This window comes from Streptomyces sp. NPDC017993 (assembly GCF_044328065.1).
In the GTDB taxonomy this organism is placed as follows: Bacteria; Actinomycetota; Actinomycetes; order Streptomycetales; family Streptomycetaceae; genus Streptomyces.
Genome location: NZ_JBIRGO010000001.1, coordinates 125,008 through 138,872, shown reverse-complemented (window position 1 = coordinate 138,872; position 13,865 = coordinate 125,008). Strand labels below are relative to the sequence as shown.

11 protein-coding genes are annotated in these 13,865 nt (G+C 70.8%); 7 read left to right on the top strand and 4 right to left on the bottom strand.

Going from position 1 to position 13,865, the window contains the following annotated elements:
* Positions 1–165 precede the first annotated feature (165 nt).
* The 7 genes from ACH4FH_RS00655 to rarD all read left to right on the top strand — a co-directional run bounded on the left by ACH4FH_RS00655 (position 166) and on the right by rarD (position 8,511).
* Complete coding sequence (locus ACH4FH_RS00655; protein WP_398553547.1) at positions 166–852, top strand: sensor domain-containing protein; 687 nt, start codon at positions 166–168, stop codon at positions 850–852.
* 241 nt (positions 853–1,093) lie between these two features.
* Positions 1,094–1,987: a D-alanyl-D-alanine carboxypeptidase family protein gene (locus ACH4FH_RS00650; protein ID WP_398553546.1), complete on the top strand. Its 894-nt coding sequence runs from the start codon at positions 1,094–1,096 to the stop codon at positions 1,985–1,987.
* A 271-nt stretch (positions 1,988–2,258) separates the two neighbouring features.
* Positions 2,259–2,918 (top strand): response regulator, encoded by a 660-nt coding sequence (locus ACH4FH_RS00645; RefSeq protein WP_398553959.1) that lies wholly within the window; start codon positions 2,259–2,261, stop codon positions 2,916–2,918.
* 294 nt (positions 2,919–3,212) lie between these two features.
* On the top strand, positions 3,213–5,165 hold the full coding sequence (locus tag ACH4FH_RS00640) for a 2-oxoacid:acceptor oxidoreductase subunit alpha (RefSeq protein ID WP_398553545.1): 1,953 nt from the start codon (positions 3,213–3,215) through the stop codon (positions 5,163–5,165).
* Positions 5,158–6,252 (top strand): 2-oxoacid:ferredoxin oxidoreductase subunit beta, encoded by a 1,095-nt coding sequence (locus tag ACH4FH_RS00635; RefSeq protein WP_398553544.1) that lies wholly within the window; start codon positions 5,158–5,160, stop codon positions 6,250–6,252. The genes ACH4FH_RS00640 and ACH4FH_RS00635 overlap by 8 nt, the downstream gene beginning before the upstream one ends.
* 232 nt (positions 6,253–6,484) lie before the next feature.
* Positions 6,485–7,357: an SDR family oxidoreductase gene (locus tag ACH4FH_RS00630; protein ID WP_398553543.1), complete on the top strand. Its 873-nt coding sequence runs from the start codon at positions 6,485–6,487 to the stop codon at positions 7,355–7,357.
* 107 nt (positions 7,358–7,464) lie between these two features.
* Positions 7,465–8,511, top strand: a complete 1,047-nt coding sequence (gene rarD, locus ACH4FH_RS00625; protein WP_398553542.1) for an EamA family transporter RarD — start codon at positions 7,465–7,467, stop codon at positions 8,509–8,511.
* Positions 8,512–8,539: 28 nt separating this feature from the next.
* Here rarD and ACH4FH_RS00620 read toward each other — a convergent pair whose 3' ends face one another.
* From ACH4FH_RS00620 to ACH4FH_RS00605, 4 genes are all read right to left on the bottom strand, one after another.
* Positions 8,540–9,406 (bottom strand): ABC transporter permease, encoded by an 867-nt coding sequence (locus ACH4FH_RS00620; RefSeq protein WP_398553541.1) that lies wholly within the window; start codon positions 9,404–9,406, stop codon positions 8,540–8,542.
* The gene (locus ACH4FH_RS00615; RefSeq protein ID WP_398553540.1) at positions 9,393–10,496 is read right to left on the bottom strand and encodes an ABC transporter ATP-binding protein; all 1,104 of its coding nucleotides are present in this window, start codon (positions 10,494–10,496) and stop codon (positions 9,393–9,395) included. Before ACH4FH_RS00615 ends, ACH4FH_RS00620 begins: the two co-directional genes overlap by 14 nt.
* Before the next feature lie 245 nt (positions 10,497–10,741).
* Positions 10,742–12,091: an outer membrane lipoprotein carrier protein LolA gene (locus tag ACH4FH_RS00610; RefSeq protein ID WP_398553539.1), complete on the bottom strand. Its 1,350-nt coding sequence runs from the start codon at positions 12,089–12,091 to the stop codon at positions 10,742–10,744.
* A gap of 276 nt (positions 12,092–12,367) precedes the next feature.
* Positions 12,368–13,381, bottom strand: a complete 1,014-nt coding sequence (locus tag ACH4FH_RS00605) for a polyprenyl synthetase family protein (protein ID WP_398553538.1) — start codon at positions 13,379–13,381, stop codon at positions 12,368–12,370.
* Positions 13,382–13,865 lie beyond the last annotated feature (484 nt).

The following is a 13,865-nucleotide window of genomic DNA, read 5'->3' as shown; positions in this document are numbered from 1 at the left end:
TCATGGTGCGGGCACCGGCAATCGCGGAACCTGGGCGTAGGCAGGCCGGAGCCGCTCCGCACAGGCCACCGGCAGGCGCTCGGCACACCGGGCACACCGGCCCCGTCCCCAGGTACGTCCCGTCCGGACGGACCTCTCCGACGCAGCAGAACGGACGACGAGACGATGGACAGCACATACGCGCCGCGGCCCCGCGGCTCCCGGGTGCCCGTGGGGCTGCGCGCCCCGCTCTCCGGGCGCACCTGGCGGGAGTTCCTCTACCTCTTCCTCGGCCTGCCGCTGTCGGTCGTGATGTTCGCCTACGCGGTAACGCTGATCTCGCTCGGCGCCGGCCTGCTGGTCACCTTCCTCGGCCTTCCGCTGCTGGCGGGCGGGCTGGCCGGCTGCCGGGCACTCGGCGGTATCGAGCGCGGCCGGGCCCGCGCGTTGCTGGGCGTACACCTCGCCGATCCGGAGCCCGTCCGCGCGACCAGGCCGGGGCTGACGGGCTGGATGGTGGCCGTACTGAGGAGCGGGGCGTCCTGGCGGCATCTCCTCCACTCGCTCCTGCACTTCCCCTGGGCGCTGTTCGCCTTCGTCGTCTCGGTGACCTTGTGGACCACCAGCTGGGCCCTGCTGGCCTATCCGCTGTGGCGGTGGACATTCGTCGAGTACCTCGGCCGGCCGGGTCTCCAGCTGTGGGGGGACGCCCACGGCAACGGCATCTACGTCGACACACCGCTGGAGGTGGGGGCCACCAGCGGCGTCGGCCTGGTGCTCGTACTGGCGACGCCGTGGGTGATCCACGGCCTGGCACAGGTGGACCGGGCGATGGTCCGCGGCCTGCTCAGCACCTCCCGGCGCGAGGACTGATGCGCGGCACGGCCTGCCCGGGAGGGGACGGCATGCCCTGCCCCGCATCGCGGGGCGGCGTGCCCTGGGCCCCGCCGCTCGCCCGGTCCGCGCTCGCGCCGCGTAGGGCGTTCACGTGGATCTTGACCCCGACCGGATGAAGATGCGGTCACGGGGCGCATCCATCGGCTCCCTTTGTGCGTCTCATGGGTGAAGCGGATTCTCATGTGTCCGCACTGCAGGGGCGTTTGGAGCATTTACGTTGAAAATCGGCAATAAGGGCTTTCGCCGCGTATCTGCGGTAGTTGTCACCGCGGGAGCCGTACTGGCGGCCGGGGCGTTCACCACCCCGGCGCAGGCTGCCACGATCACGCCGCCCACGATCGTCGCCAAGGGCGGCTTCGTGATGAACAACGGCACCGGCAAGACCCTCTTCACCAAGGCGGCGGACACCCGCCGCTCCACCGGCTCCACCACCAAGATCATGACGGCCCGGGTGGTGCTCGCGCAGAGCAACCTCAACCTGGATTCCAAGGTCACGGTCCAGAAGGCGTACAGCGACTACATCGTCAACAACAACTGGGCCTCGTCGGCCCGGCTGATCGTCGGCGACAAGGTCACCGTCCGCCAGCTGCTGTACGGGCTGATGCTCCCGTCCGGCTGCGACGCGGCGTACGCGCTCGCCGACAAGTTCGGCAGCGGCTCCACGCGGGCCGCGCGCGTGAAGTCCTTCATCGGCAAGATGAACAGCACCGCCAAGAGCCTCGGGTTGAACAACACCCACTTCGATTCCTTCGACGGCATCGGCCAGGGCTCGAACTACTCGACGCCGCGCGACCTGACCAAGCTCGCGAGCAGCGCGATGAAGTACTCCACCTTCCGCACGGTCGTGAAGACCAAGACGACCAAGCAGAAGGTCACGACGAAGAGCGGCGGCTACCGCTACATGTCGTGGGAGAACACCAACAACCTGCTCGGCAGCTACTCCGGCACCATCGGCGTCAAGACCGGCTCCGGCCCGGAGGCCAAGTACTGCCTGGTCTTCGCCGCCACACGGAACGGCAAGACGGTCATCGGCACGGTCCTCACGTCCTCCTCGGTGGCCAACCGCACGGCGGACGCGAAGAAGCTGATGGACTACGGCTTCAAGAAGTAGCCCGGCCGACGAAGGCGCCGGCCTACGAAGGCCGGCGCACGAAGCGGTCCGGACGACGGACGGACGAGGGCCCGCTCGCGACACCCGGTCGTGGGCGGGCCCTCGTCCGTCCCGGCGCAGCGCATCCCGCCACTCCCCCAGGCGCCCATCCCGCCCCGCGCACCCCAATCCGCCTCAGCCGCCCCACCAGCGCCCCCATCCTGAAATGCTGAGGATCGACGCAGCTTCAACAGACGCGGGGGATCCGTTCGTGGAAGACGTGGAACGCACAGTGCGGGTGGTCATCGCCGAGGATTCGGTGCTCCTGAGGGAGGGCCTGACGCGGCTGCTCACCGACCGGGGGTACGAGGTCGTGGCGGGCGTGGGTGACGGCGAGGCGTTGATCAAGACGATCGGGGAGCTGGCGGCCGCGGGGGCGCTGCCGGATGTGGTGGTCGCGGACGTACGGATGCCGCCGACGCACACCGACGAGGGGGTGCGCGCCGCGATCCGGCTGCGCCGGGACCACCCGGATCTGGGCGTCCTGGTGCTCTCGCAGTACGTCGAGGAGCAGTACGCGACCGAGCTGCTGGCCGGTTCGAGCCGGGGCATCGGCTATCTGCTCAAGGACCGGGTGGCCGAGGTCCGTGAGTTCGTGGACGCGGTGGCCCGGGTGGCGGGAGGGGGCACCGCGCTGGACCCCGAGGTGGTGGCGCAGCTGCTGGGCCGCAGCCGCAAGCAGGACGTGCTGGCCAAGCTGACACCCAGGGAGCGGGAGGTGCTGGGGCTGATGGCCGAGGGGCGGACGAACTCGGCGGTCGCCCGGCAGCTGGTGGTCAGCGACGGTGCGATCGAGAAGCACGTCAGCAATATCTTCCTGAAACTGGGCCTGTCCCAGAGTGACGGGGATCACCGTCGGGTCCTTGCCGTGCTCACCTACCTCAAGTCCTGACCCGCTGACAGGCTGTCAGCAGTGCAGGCCGGGGCACTGTCGAACGAGGACCAGGACGCGGGACCTAGAACCAATGGAGGAGTCCGGAGCGTCTTGAAGAAGAGGGGGCGAGGGCGATGATTTCATGACAAATAGGGACAGCGTGGCGTCTCATATTGACGTCCAATATGTGATCGACCCAGGGAAGGACACCCTTACCCACGTACGATGCAGCGGGGACAACCAGTCGGTACGACACGTCCCAAGCCCTGCCTCCGGCGGGGACGCCCCACGCCTCGAGGGAGGTCCGAAGCAGTGACGAGCCAGGTCAGTAGCCCAGCCGAGCAGGCCGACGGAGCGCTTGTCGGGGAGCAGCGCTCATCCGGGGACGGCGGCGGAGGCAAGGAAGTCCGCCGATTGGACCGTGTCATCATCCGGTTCGCGGGCGACTCCGGTGACGGTATGCAGCTCACCGGTGACCGGTTCACCTCCGAGACGGCGACCTTCGGCAACGACCTGTCGACGCTGCCGAACTTCCCCGCCGAGATCCGGGCCCCTGCCGGGACCCTGCCGGGCGTCTCCAGCTTCCAGCTGCACTTCGCCGACCACGACATCCTCACCCCGGGCGACGCGCCCAACGTGCTGGTGGCGATGAACCCCGCCGCCCTCAAGGCGAATCTCGCGGACGTGCCCCGCGGCGCGGACATCATCGTCAACACCGATGAGTTCACCAAGCGCCCCATGGCGAAGGTCGGCTACGCCACCAGCCCGCTGGAGGACGGCTCGCTGGAGGCGTACCACGTCCACCCGGTGCCGCTGACGACGCTGACGATCGAGGCGCTGAAGGACTTCGGGCTCTCCCGCAAGGAGGCCGAGCGCAGCAAGAACATGTTCGCGCTGGGTCTGCTGTCATGGATGTACCACCGGCCGACCGAGGGCACCGAGAAGTTCCTGCGGGCGAAGTTCGCCAAGAAGCCGGACATCGCGGAGGCGAACGTCGCCGCGTTCCGCGCGGGGTGGAATTTCGGTGAGACCACGGAGGACTTCGCGGTCTCCTACGAGGTCGCGCCGGCCACGAAGGCGTTCCCGACCGGCACGTACCGCAACATCTCCGGCAACCTCGCGCTGTCCTACGGGCTCGTCGCCGCGGGCAAGCAGGCGGACCTGCCGGTCTACCTGGGCTCGTACCCGATCACCCCGGCCTCCGACATCCTGCACGAGCTGTCCAAGCACAAGAATTTCGGTGTGCGGACGTTCCAGGCGGAGGACGAGATCGCGGCCATCGGGGCGGCGCTGGGCGCCGCGTTCGGGGGACAGCTCGCGGTCACCACGACGTCCGGCCCGGGTGTCGCGCTGAAGTCGGAGACCATCGGGCTCGCGGTCTCGCTGGAGCTGCCGCTGCTCGTGGTCGCCATCCAGCGCGGCGGGCCCTCGACGGGCCTGCCCACCAAGACCGAGCAGGCCGACCTCCTCCAGGCGATGTACGGGCGCAACGGCGAGGCACCGGTGCCGATCGTGGCCCCGCGGACGCCCGCCGACTGCTTCGACGCGACACTGGACGCGGCCCGTATCGCGCTCACGTACCGCACCCCGGTGTTCCTGCTCTCCGACGGCTACCTGGCCAACGGCTCCGAGCCGTGGCGGATCCCCGACATCGACGAACTGCCCGACCTGCGCGTCCAGTTCGCCTCCGGCCCCAACCACCAGCTGGCGGACGGCACCGAGGTCTTCTGGCCCTACAAGCGTGACGAGCAGACCCTGGCCCGCCCCTGGGCGGTGCCGGGCACGCCGGGCCTGGAGCACCGCATCGGCGGTATCGAGAAGCAGGACGGCACCGGCAACATCTCCTACGACCCCGCCAACCACGACTTCATGGTGCGCACCCGCCAGGCGAAGGTGGACGGCATCGAGGTGCCCGACATCGAGGTCGACGACCCGGTGAACGCGGCCGGCGAGGGTGCCGACACCCTTGTCCTGGGCTGGGGTTCGACCTACGGCCCGATCACCGCGGGGGTACGGCGCGTACGGGGCGCGGGGGAGCGCATCGCGCAGGCCCATCTGCGCCATCTCAACCCCTTCCCGCGGAATCTCGGCGAGGTCCTGGCGCGTTACGACAAGGTGATCGTGCCGGAGATGAACCTCGGACAGCTCGCCACGCTGCTGCGAGCCAAGTACCTGGTGGACGCGCGCTCGCACACCCAGGTCAGCGGAATGCCGTTCAAGGCCGAGCAGCTCGCGGAGGTCTTTAAGGAGGCCATCAATGACTGAGACGATCGCGGAGAGCTCCTCGAAGATCGAGGCGCTCTCCCTGGTGCCGAAGGCCGACGCCAAGCAGTCCATGAAGGACTTCAAGTCCGATCAGGAAGTGCGCTGGTGCCCCGGCTGCGGTGACTACGCCGTCCTCGCCGCCGTGCAGGGCTTCATGCCCGAGCTCGGCCTGGCGAAGGAGAACATCGTCTTCGTCTCCGGCATCGGCTGCTCCTCCCGCTTCCCGTACTACATGAACACCTACGGGATGCACTCCATCCACGGCCGCGCCCCGGCCATCGCGACCGGGCTGGCCTCCTCCCGGCGTGACCTGTCCGTATGGGTCGTCACCGGCGACGGCGACGCGCTGTCCATCGGCGGCAACCACCTCATCCACGCCCTTCGGCGCAACGTCAACCTCAAGATCCTGCTGTTCAACAACCGGATCTACGGGCTGACCAAGGGCCAGTACAGCCCCACCTCCGAGGTCGGCAAGATCACCAAGTCGACGCCGATGGGCTCGCTGGACGCGCCGTTCAACCCGGTCTCGCTGGCGATCGGCGCCGAGGCGTCCTTCGTCGCCCGCACGGTCGACTCCGACCGCAAGCACCTCACGTCGGTGCTGCGCGAGGCCGCCGCCCACCCCGGGACGGCCCTGGTGGAGATCTACCAGAACTGCAACATCTTCAACGACGGCGCGTTCGAAGCCCTCAAGGACAAGGATCGGGCCGAGGAAGCCGTCATCCGCCTGGAGCACGGCCAGCCGATCCGCTTCGGTGCGCTCGCTCCCGACGGCTTCGGTTCCAAGGGCGTCGTCCGCGACCCCGCCACCGGCGACCTCAAGGTCATCGACGTACGGGAGGAGGGCACGGGCGGTGTGCTGGTGCACGACGCCCACAACCCCTCGCCCACCACCGCGTTCGCCCTCTCCCGGCTGGCCGACCCCGACACCCTGCACCACACCCCCATCGGTGTGCTGCGCAGTGTAGACCGGCCGGTCTACGACACGCTGATGTCCGACCAGCTCGACTCCGCCATCGAGCAGAAGGGCAAGGGCGACCTCGCCTCCCTGCTGGCCGGCAACGACACCTGGACGGTCGTCGGCTGACCGAAGGAGCCAGCCCCCTTCGCGACGCCCCCACGGGTGTCCGGTAGGACGAGCGCCCGCGCCGCGCTCTCCGTACCGGGCACCCGTTTGTCGTGCGCGGAGCGCTGCGGGCGGGCCGGGTACGGCTGCGTCGATCCGTCCGGAGAGGGGGCCCGGCAGGTGCGGCGCGTCTCTTCTGCGGACGGACAGCGAGTGCGATGCTGGCGGCTTCCACTCCGCCTGGGGGTTGCACATGCCCATCGTCGTCACCGGCGCCACCGGGGCGCTCGGCCGGCTCGTCATCGAAGCGCTGCTGGAGCGGGCGGCGGCGGACGAGATCGTCGCGGTCGCCCGCGACCGGGCCAGGGCGGCGGATCTCGCGGCGCGCGGCGTCGACGTGCGGATCGCCGACTACCGCAGGCCCGACACTCTCCAGGACGTCTTCGCGGCCGGCGACCGGGCACTGCTCATCTCCGGGAACGAGGCCGGGCAGCGCGTCGGCCAGCACCGGGCGGTCATCGACGCCGCCCGGGAGGCGGGCGTCGGGCTGCTCGCCTACACCAGCGTGCTGGGCGGGCCGACGGCCACCTTCCGCATCGCCGAGGAACACATCGCCACCGAGCAGGCGCTGCTCGCGTCGGGAATGCCGTACAGCCTGCTGCGCAACGGCTGGTACCACGAGAACTACACCGGCGCGCTCGCCACCACGCTGAGGACCGGGGTGGTGGTCGGCAGCGCGGACGGCGGCCGGGTGGCCACCGCCGCGCGCCAGGACTACGCCGAGGCGGCTGCGGTCGTCCTCACCGGCAGCGGCCACGAGAACTCCGTGCACGAGCTGAGCGGGGACACCGCGTGGACGATGGCCGAGTACGCGGCCGAGGTGTCCCGGCAGACGGGGCGGCAGATCCGCTACCAGGATCTGCCGCAGGAACGGTACGCGGCGGTGCTGATCGACGCGGGTGTGCCGGCGATGGGCGCGCAGCTGGTCGCCGACGCGGACGCCGGGATCGCCCGGGGCGAGCTGGGCTGCACCCCCGGTGACCTTTCCCGTCTGCTCGGCCGCCCGACCACACCCATCGCCGAGGCGATCGCCGAGGCGCTGAAGGACCTGCCGGCGCAGAGCTGACGCTCCCCCACGCCCGGACGTCATGACCGTCTTTGTTTACGGGCATGACAAGAGCGCCGTCCGACGCTACCTTTCACAGGTCGACGCAGCACCACCGGGAGGGCCCCTTGCAGCTTCGAAGCGATCAGCGCACAGGACTCGCCTACGGCCTCGCCGCGTACGGCATGTGGGGGCTGCTGCCGCTCTACTGGCACCTGCTGGACGCGGCCTCCCCGTCGGAGATCCTGGCCCACCGCATGGCGTGGTCCCTGCCCGTCGCCGTCATCATCCTGGCCGTGCTGCGCCGCTGGGCCTGGATACGCCCGCTCCTGCGCCGCCCCGGGCGGCTCGGGCTGATCCTGGTCTGCGCGTGCGTCATCTCGGTGAACTGGTTCCTCTACATCTGGGCGGTCAACGCCGGGCACGTCCTGGAAGCCTCCCTGGGCTACTTCATCAACCCGCTGGTCAGCATCGCGTTCGGCGTGCTGGTGTTGCGGGAGCGCCTGCGGCCGCTGCAGTGGACGGCCGTCGCCGTCGGTACCGCCGCCGTCGTCGTGATGACCGTCGCCTACGGCAAGGTGCCCTGGATCGCGCTCGGGCTGGCCTTCTCGTTCGCGACGTACGGGCTGGTCAAGAAGGGCATCAAGCTCGACGGCATCGAAGGCTTCAGCGCCGAGACGGCCCTCCAGGTGCTGCCCGCCCTGGGCTTTCTGGTCTTCCTCGGCAGCCGTGGCGAGTCCAGCTTCACCAGCGGTGGCGTGGGCCAGGCGCTGCTCCTCGCGGCCTGCGGCATCGCGACCGCGGTACCCCTGATCTGCTTCGGTGCCGCGGCGGTGCGGCTGCCGCTGACGACGATCGGGATGATGCAGTATCTGGCGCCGACGTTCCAGTTCGTCCTCGGCCTGACGGTCTTCCACGAGGAGATGCCGCCCGAGCGCTGGGCCGGATTCGCCCTGGTGTGGCTGGCGCTGTCGGTGCTCACCTGGGACGCGCTGCGAACCTCCCGGCGCGGACGCACCGCCCTGCGCGAGGCCGGCGCGCGGGCCGGCGAGGCGGCGGCCGAAGCGGCACGAGCGGCAGCACAGGCCGCGGCGGCTCAGGGCGCGGTGGAAGCGACCGTGCTGGAGACCCCGACGCAGGCCCCGGAGGCCCCCACGGGGCCTGCCAAGCCCTGACGGCGGGCCGGAGTTCCCCCGCCCCCTGCTACGCCGTGACGTCCCGGGTGGTGAACCGCGCCCAGGCCGCCGAGCCGAAGAGAGCGGCGTACAGGGCCTGGAGCCCGAGGTTCTTCTGCAGCTGGTCCCAGTAGACGGGGTCGCGCAGCAGATCCGCGAAGGACAGCCAGTAGTGCGGGAAGAGATACGGCTGGATGGATTCCAACTGCGGGACGGTGTCCAGGATCTGCACGGTGATCAGCAGCCCGACGGTGGTCGCCATCGCCGCGATACCGCTGTGGGTGAGCGTCGAGATGAACAGACCGATGGCGGCCACCCCGATGAGCGAGAGCGCCACCACTCCCGCCATGGCCAGCGCGCGCAGCAGCCCCTCGCCGAAGGACACGGTCGTACCGGAGAGCAGGGTCACCTCCCCCAGGGGGAAGAGCAGCGCGCCGGTCAGCAGCGCCGACAAGGCCACGACCAGCGCGCCCACCAGGCAGAAGGCCATCGTCGCGGCGTACTTGACCAGCAACAGTCGGGTGCGTCCCGCGGGGGCGACGAGGAGATAGCGCAGCGTTCCGCCACCGGCCTCCCCCGCGATCGAGTCGCCCGCGATCACCCCGATGGCCATCGGCAGGAAGAGCGGCAGCGTGGCGGCGAGCGAGGTGAAGACGAGGAAGAGCCCGTTGTTGGTGATCTGCGAGAGGAAGGCCGGGCCTCCGCCGCCACCCGCGGTACCGCCGTCGCCGGTCTCGATCTTGACGGCGATGCCGATCAGGACCGGCACGCCCGCCAGTACGGCGAGCAGCGCGAGAGTGCGCACCCGCCGGAAGGTCATACCGATCTCGCTCCGCAGCAGCCCCAGCGACCACAGCGGTCGGGGACCGTACGGAACCGCCTCAGCCTGCGACATCGAAGCCCTCTCCGGTCAGGTGCACGAAGACGTCCTCCAGCGAGGCGCCGTCTGCGCCGAAAGCACGGACACGTACCCCGGCGTGGACGAGCGCGGCGTTGAGGTCGGCGAGTTCGAGGGGAGCTTCGGATCTCCGGCGGGTGTCGGGGCCGTCCGGGCCGCCGGCCTGTCCCGGCAGGGCGGGCAGCCCGGCGGCCGTCGGCAGCTCTCCGGTCACCCGGTCGTCGGCGACCTGGAGGCTCCGCACGCCGAACTCCTTCAGGACGCGGACCGCGTCGGCGGTATCGGGTGTCGTCACCGTCAGGCTGCCGGGGCCGCGCGGCTCCGGCACCGTGGCGGAGAGGTCGGCGACCGTGCCCTGGGTGACCAGCCGCCCGCGGGACATCACGGCGGCATGTGTGCAGACCTGCTCGATCTCGTCGAGGAGGTGTGAGGAGAGGAAGACGGTGGTGCCGTCCGCCGCCAGCCCCCGGATCAGGGTGCGGATCTCCCGCATGCCCTGGGGGTCGAGGCCGTTGGTCGGCTCATCGAGAACCAGCAGCTCCCGGGGCTGGAGCAGGGCCGCGGCCAGGCCGAGCCGCTGCTTCATGCCGAGAGAGTACGCGCGCGCCTTCTTGCCGGCCGCGGCGGCCAGACCCACCCGCTCCAGGGCCAGCCCGACCCGCTGGGCGCGGGTGCGGGGGTCGGCGGTCGGGTCGGCGGCGTCGAAGCGCAGCAGATTGCCGCGGCCGCTGAGGAAGCCGTAGAGGGCCGGCCCCTCGATGAGTGCGCCGACCTTGGGCAGAACCAGGCGACCGGCGTCGGGCATCGGGTGGCCGAGCACCCGCACCCGGCCGGCGGTCGGTTCGATCAGCCCCATCAGCATGCGGATGGTGGTGGTCTTGCCCGAGCCGTTGGGGCCGAGGAAGCCGAAGACGCTGCCGCGCGGTACGGCGAGGTCCAGGCCGTCGACGGCGAGCGTGCCGCCGCGGTAGGACTTGGTCAGCCCGCGCGTCTCGATCACCCGTTCCCCGGCCGGCGGCTGTTGCGCGGGCACGGATCCACTGGCCTGCGGACGGGCGCGGGCGCCCGCGTAGGGCGGCTGTGTCATCGGCTCCCCATCGTCATGGCATGGCGTACGGCGTGCCTGCGAGGTGCGCCGCCCGCGGGCGCCGTACGGAGCGGGCCCGGTGTGACGGCCCGCCCGGCTCATCCTGCCGCAGGTTCGTCCGGTGCCCGGCGTAACGGCGCACCGGCGCGCCGGGCCATCCCCCGGGGGGCCGGTGCGCTGCTCCGCGGTTCGCCTCCCGCGGAGCCACCGCCGCGGCCCCGGCGCACCGGGGCCGCGGTTGGCCGCTACTTGGCGCCGTCGGCCGCTGCGATCAGGGAGTCCTTGTCGACGGCACCGACGTAGATCGTGCCGTCGTCCGTGACCAGAGCGTTCACCAGACGGGTGCTGAAGACCCGGCCGGAGCCGAAACCGCCGGTGACCTTCTCGCCGATGCTGTCCAGGAACTTGCCCGCGTCCCCGGTGGCGCCCTTGTCCTTGCCGGAGGGCAGCCCGGCGCCGGCACCCTTGATCGTGGCGATCGAGGTCCAGCCCTTGCCGATGACGTTCACTCCGCCGGGGCCGTCGGCGTCCTTCAGGCCCTTGCCCGGCGCGCCGTGGCCGCCGGGCGTGAAGTCCTTGCCCGGCCCGGAGTCCTGGCCCGGTGCGCGGCCCTTGCCCGGTGCGCGGTCCTTGCTGCCGGGGTGACCTGCGGCGCCCGCCTGCTCCGTGGCGGCCTCCTTGGCATTGACGACCTTCGCGCCCTTCGGCGGCGTGAAGGCGAAGGTGCTCGCGTCCGGCCGGGTGAAGTCGACGTTGGTGTAGCCGACGTCGATCACGGCCGCACCACCGCTCTTGGGGGTGAGGGTGAACTTCAGCGGCACGCCGTTGTCGGCGTCCACGGCGATCCGAATCGCACCGACCGTCGAGCCGGCCTGCTTGGGCTTGATGGACAGCTGGTAGGCGTCCCGGCCTGCGACCTTCGCCGTGCCGTCGACCTCCACCGAAGTGGTGGCGTCCGCCGCCTTCAGGGCCTCCTTGGCGAGGTCCTGCGGGGTGGCGTTCTGCAGCCCCCGGGGCAGCTCCTTGGGCATGCCTCCGGGCAGACCCTGCCGCTTGCCGCGCTCGGTGCCGCCGGGCGCCTTGCGGTGCACGACGGTGTTGCTGCCGCTGTCGTACGCCCAGGCGTCGTCGCCGTTGTGGATGAGGCTGTACTCGGCAGCCTGACCGACGATCGACAGCCGCTGCCTGTCGGGGCCGTCGGCGGCGACGCGCAGGGTGTGCGCACCGGACGCCAGTTCCAGCAGCTTCTGCTGCGGGTCGGCGGACGCGCTGTTCTTGCCGCGGTCGCCTCCGCCGCCGAAGCCGCCGGGGATGCCACCGCCCGGCAGCGACGGCAGGCCCAGATCCGCGCTGACCCGGACCGTGCCGGACAGCTGGCGGACATCGGACTTCGCCATCTTCGCTATCAGTTCCTGCGCCGAGATCTGCGGCAGGTCGGGAGAACCGGATCCGGCGAACGCCGGGACCAGCCCGATCGTCGCCGCCGCCACCCCCGCCACCGCGGCCGGCACGGCGTACCGGACCGCCTTACGGCGCCTCGGGGAGCGCCCCCCGCCCCACTCGTCGGTGACCTCGGTCGGTTCGTTCCGTGGCATCTGCCCTACCTCCGTCGTATGCGGCGGCTGCTGCGCTGTGCACTCGTCCACCCTCGGGCTCGTGGTGGCCCGTCCGCCGCGTTGTGGTGTTCTCCATCCCACCAAATACAGCGGCGCATGGCGTCAGCCCGCGGGTGCAACTCGTCCTACTGCTGAGGGATGACGCCGGGTCACCGCACGGCGTAGCCCGTACGACTGGAGGCTGCTCATTCCCTAGGGGATGCCCAGGACATCACGGAGAATCCGGCAACGCGGGGAAATCGGCACCGACACAGGTCACCCCGCGCGGTGCACCACCGCATCGCACAGCCCTTCGAGGGCCGCCTTTGCCGTGCACGCCGGCAGCGGGGCCAGCGTCGCGCGGGCCTCCTCGGCGTAGCGCACGGTGTCCCGGCGGGCCTGCTCCAGCGCCGGGTGGGCGCGCAGCCCGGCCAGCGCCTCGGCGTGCCGAGCGTCGTCGGTGAGGTCGCCGGCCAGCAGCTCGCACAGCGCACGGTCCTCGGGCGTGCCCAGGTCGCTCTCGGCCCGCGCGCGCAGATGCAGCACCGGCAGCGTCGGAACGCCCTCGCGCAGGTCCGTGCCGGGCGTCTTGCCGGACTCGTGGGAGTCGCTGGCGATGTCCAGGACGTCGTCGGCCAGCTGGAACGCCGTACCGAGCCGCTCGCCGTACTGGGTGAGGATGTTGACCGTGGCCTCCTCGGCGCCCGACATCATCGCGCCGAAGCGGCACGCGACGGCGACCAGCGAGCCGGTCTTGCCGGCGAGGACGTCCAGGTAGTGGTCGACGGGGTCACGGCCGTCGCGCGGGCCCGCGGTCTCCAGGATCTGTCCGGTCACCAGGCGCTCGAACGCCTCGGCCTGGATCCGGACCGCCTCGGGACCGAGGTCGGCGAGGATGTGGGAGGCGCGGGCGAAGAGGAAGTCGCCGGTCAGGACCGCGAGCGAGTTGCCCCAGCGGGCGTTGGCGCTGGCCACACCGCGGCGCACATCGGCCTCGTCCATCACGTCGTCGTGATAGAGCGTCGCCAGGTGCGTCAGCTCCACGACGACCGCCGAGGGCACCACGCCGGGCGTGTAGGGGTCACCGAATTGCGCGGCCAGCATCACCAGCAGCGGACGGAACCGCTTGCCTCCCGCGCGCACGAGATGCTGCGCGGCTTCGGTGATGAACGGCACGTCACTCTTGGTGGCCTCCAGCAGGCCCTCCTCGACAGCCGCCAACCCGGCCTGGACATCGGCCTCAAGAGCCTGGTCCCGCACGCTCAGCCCGAAGGGCCCGACGACGGTCACGAGGGGTACTCCTGTCTGCTGACGATCAAACGGAATGTCGATCTGTCGCTGTCTCCACCATTGGTCAGCGTATCCGGTCCCACTTCGATCACCGTGAGCGCCCGCCCCTCGAACCACCTCGGAAGCAACCGACCGCAGGGCCGGAATGTTCTTGATCACCTATTGATGCGGATTTGCCGTGCGCGGGACTAGGCGGCACAGCCACCACGGCCCCCAGGAGTCCCTGCGGCCACGCCGATGCCGGAGGACCGCACAGCCGCGAGGACCCTGCCTTCTTCAGCCATCCTCGCTGATGGCTCACCCATGGCACAGGGGTGGGGGTGGCTGCGCTTCCCCCGGGGCGTACAGGGCGTTCGCGCTGTACGGAGCCGGACGCGTACGGCCCCTGCCCCGCCGGGTTTTCCGGACATTGCACCGACATGGGGCAAGGTCTACGGGCCACCCCGCCAACTGCCCGGTTCGTCCCTCCACAGGCCGCCCCGCG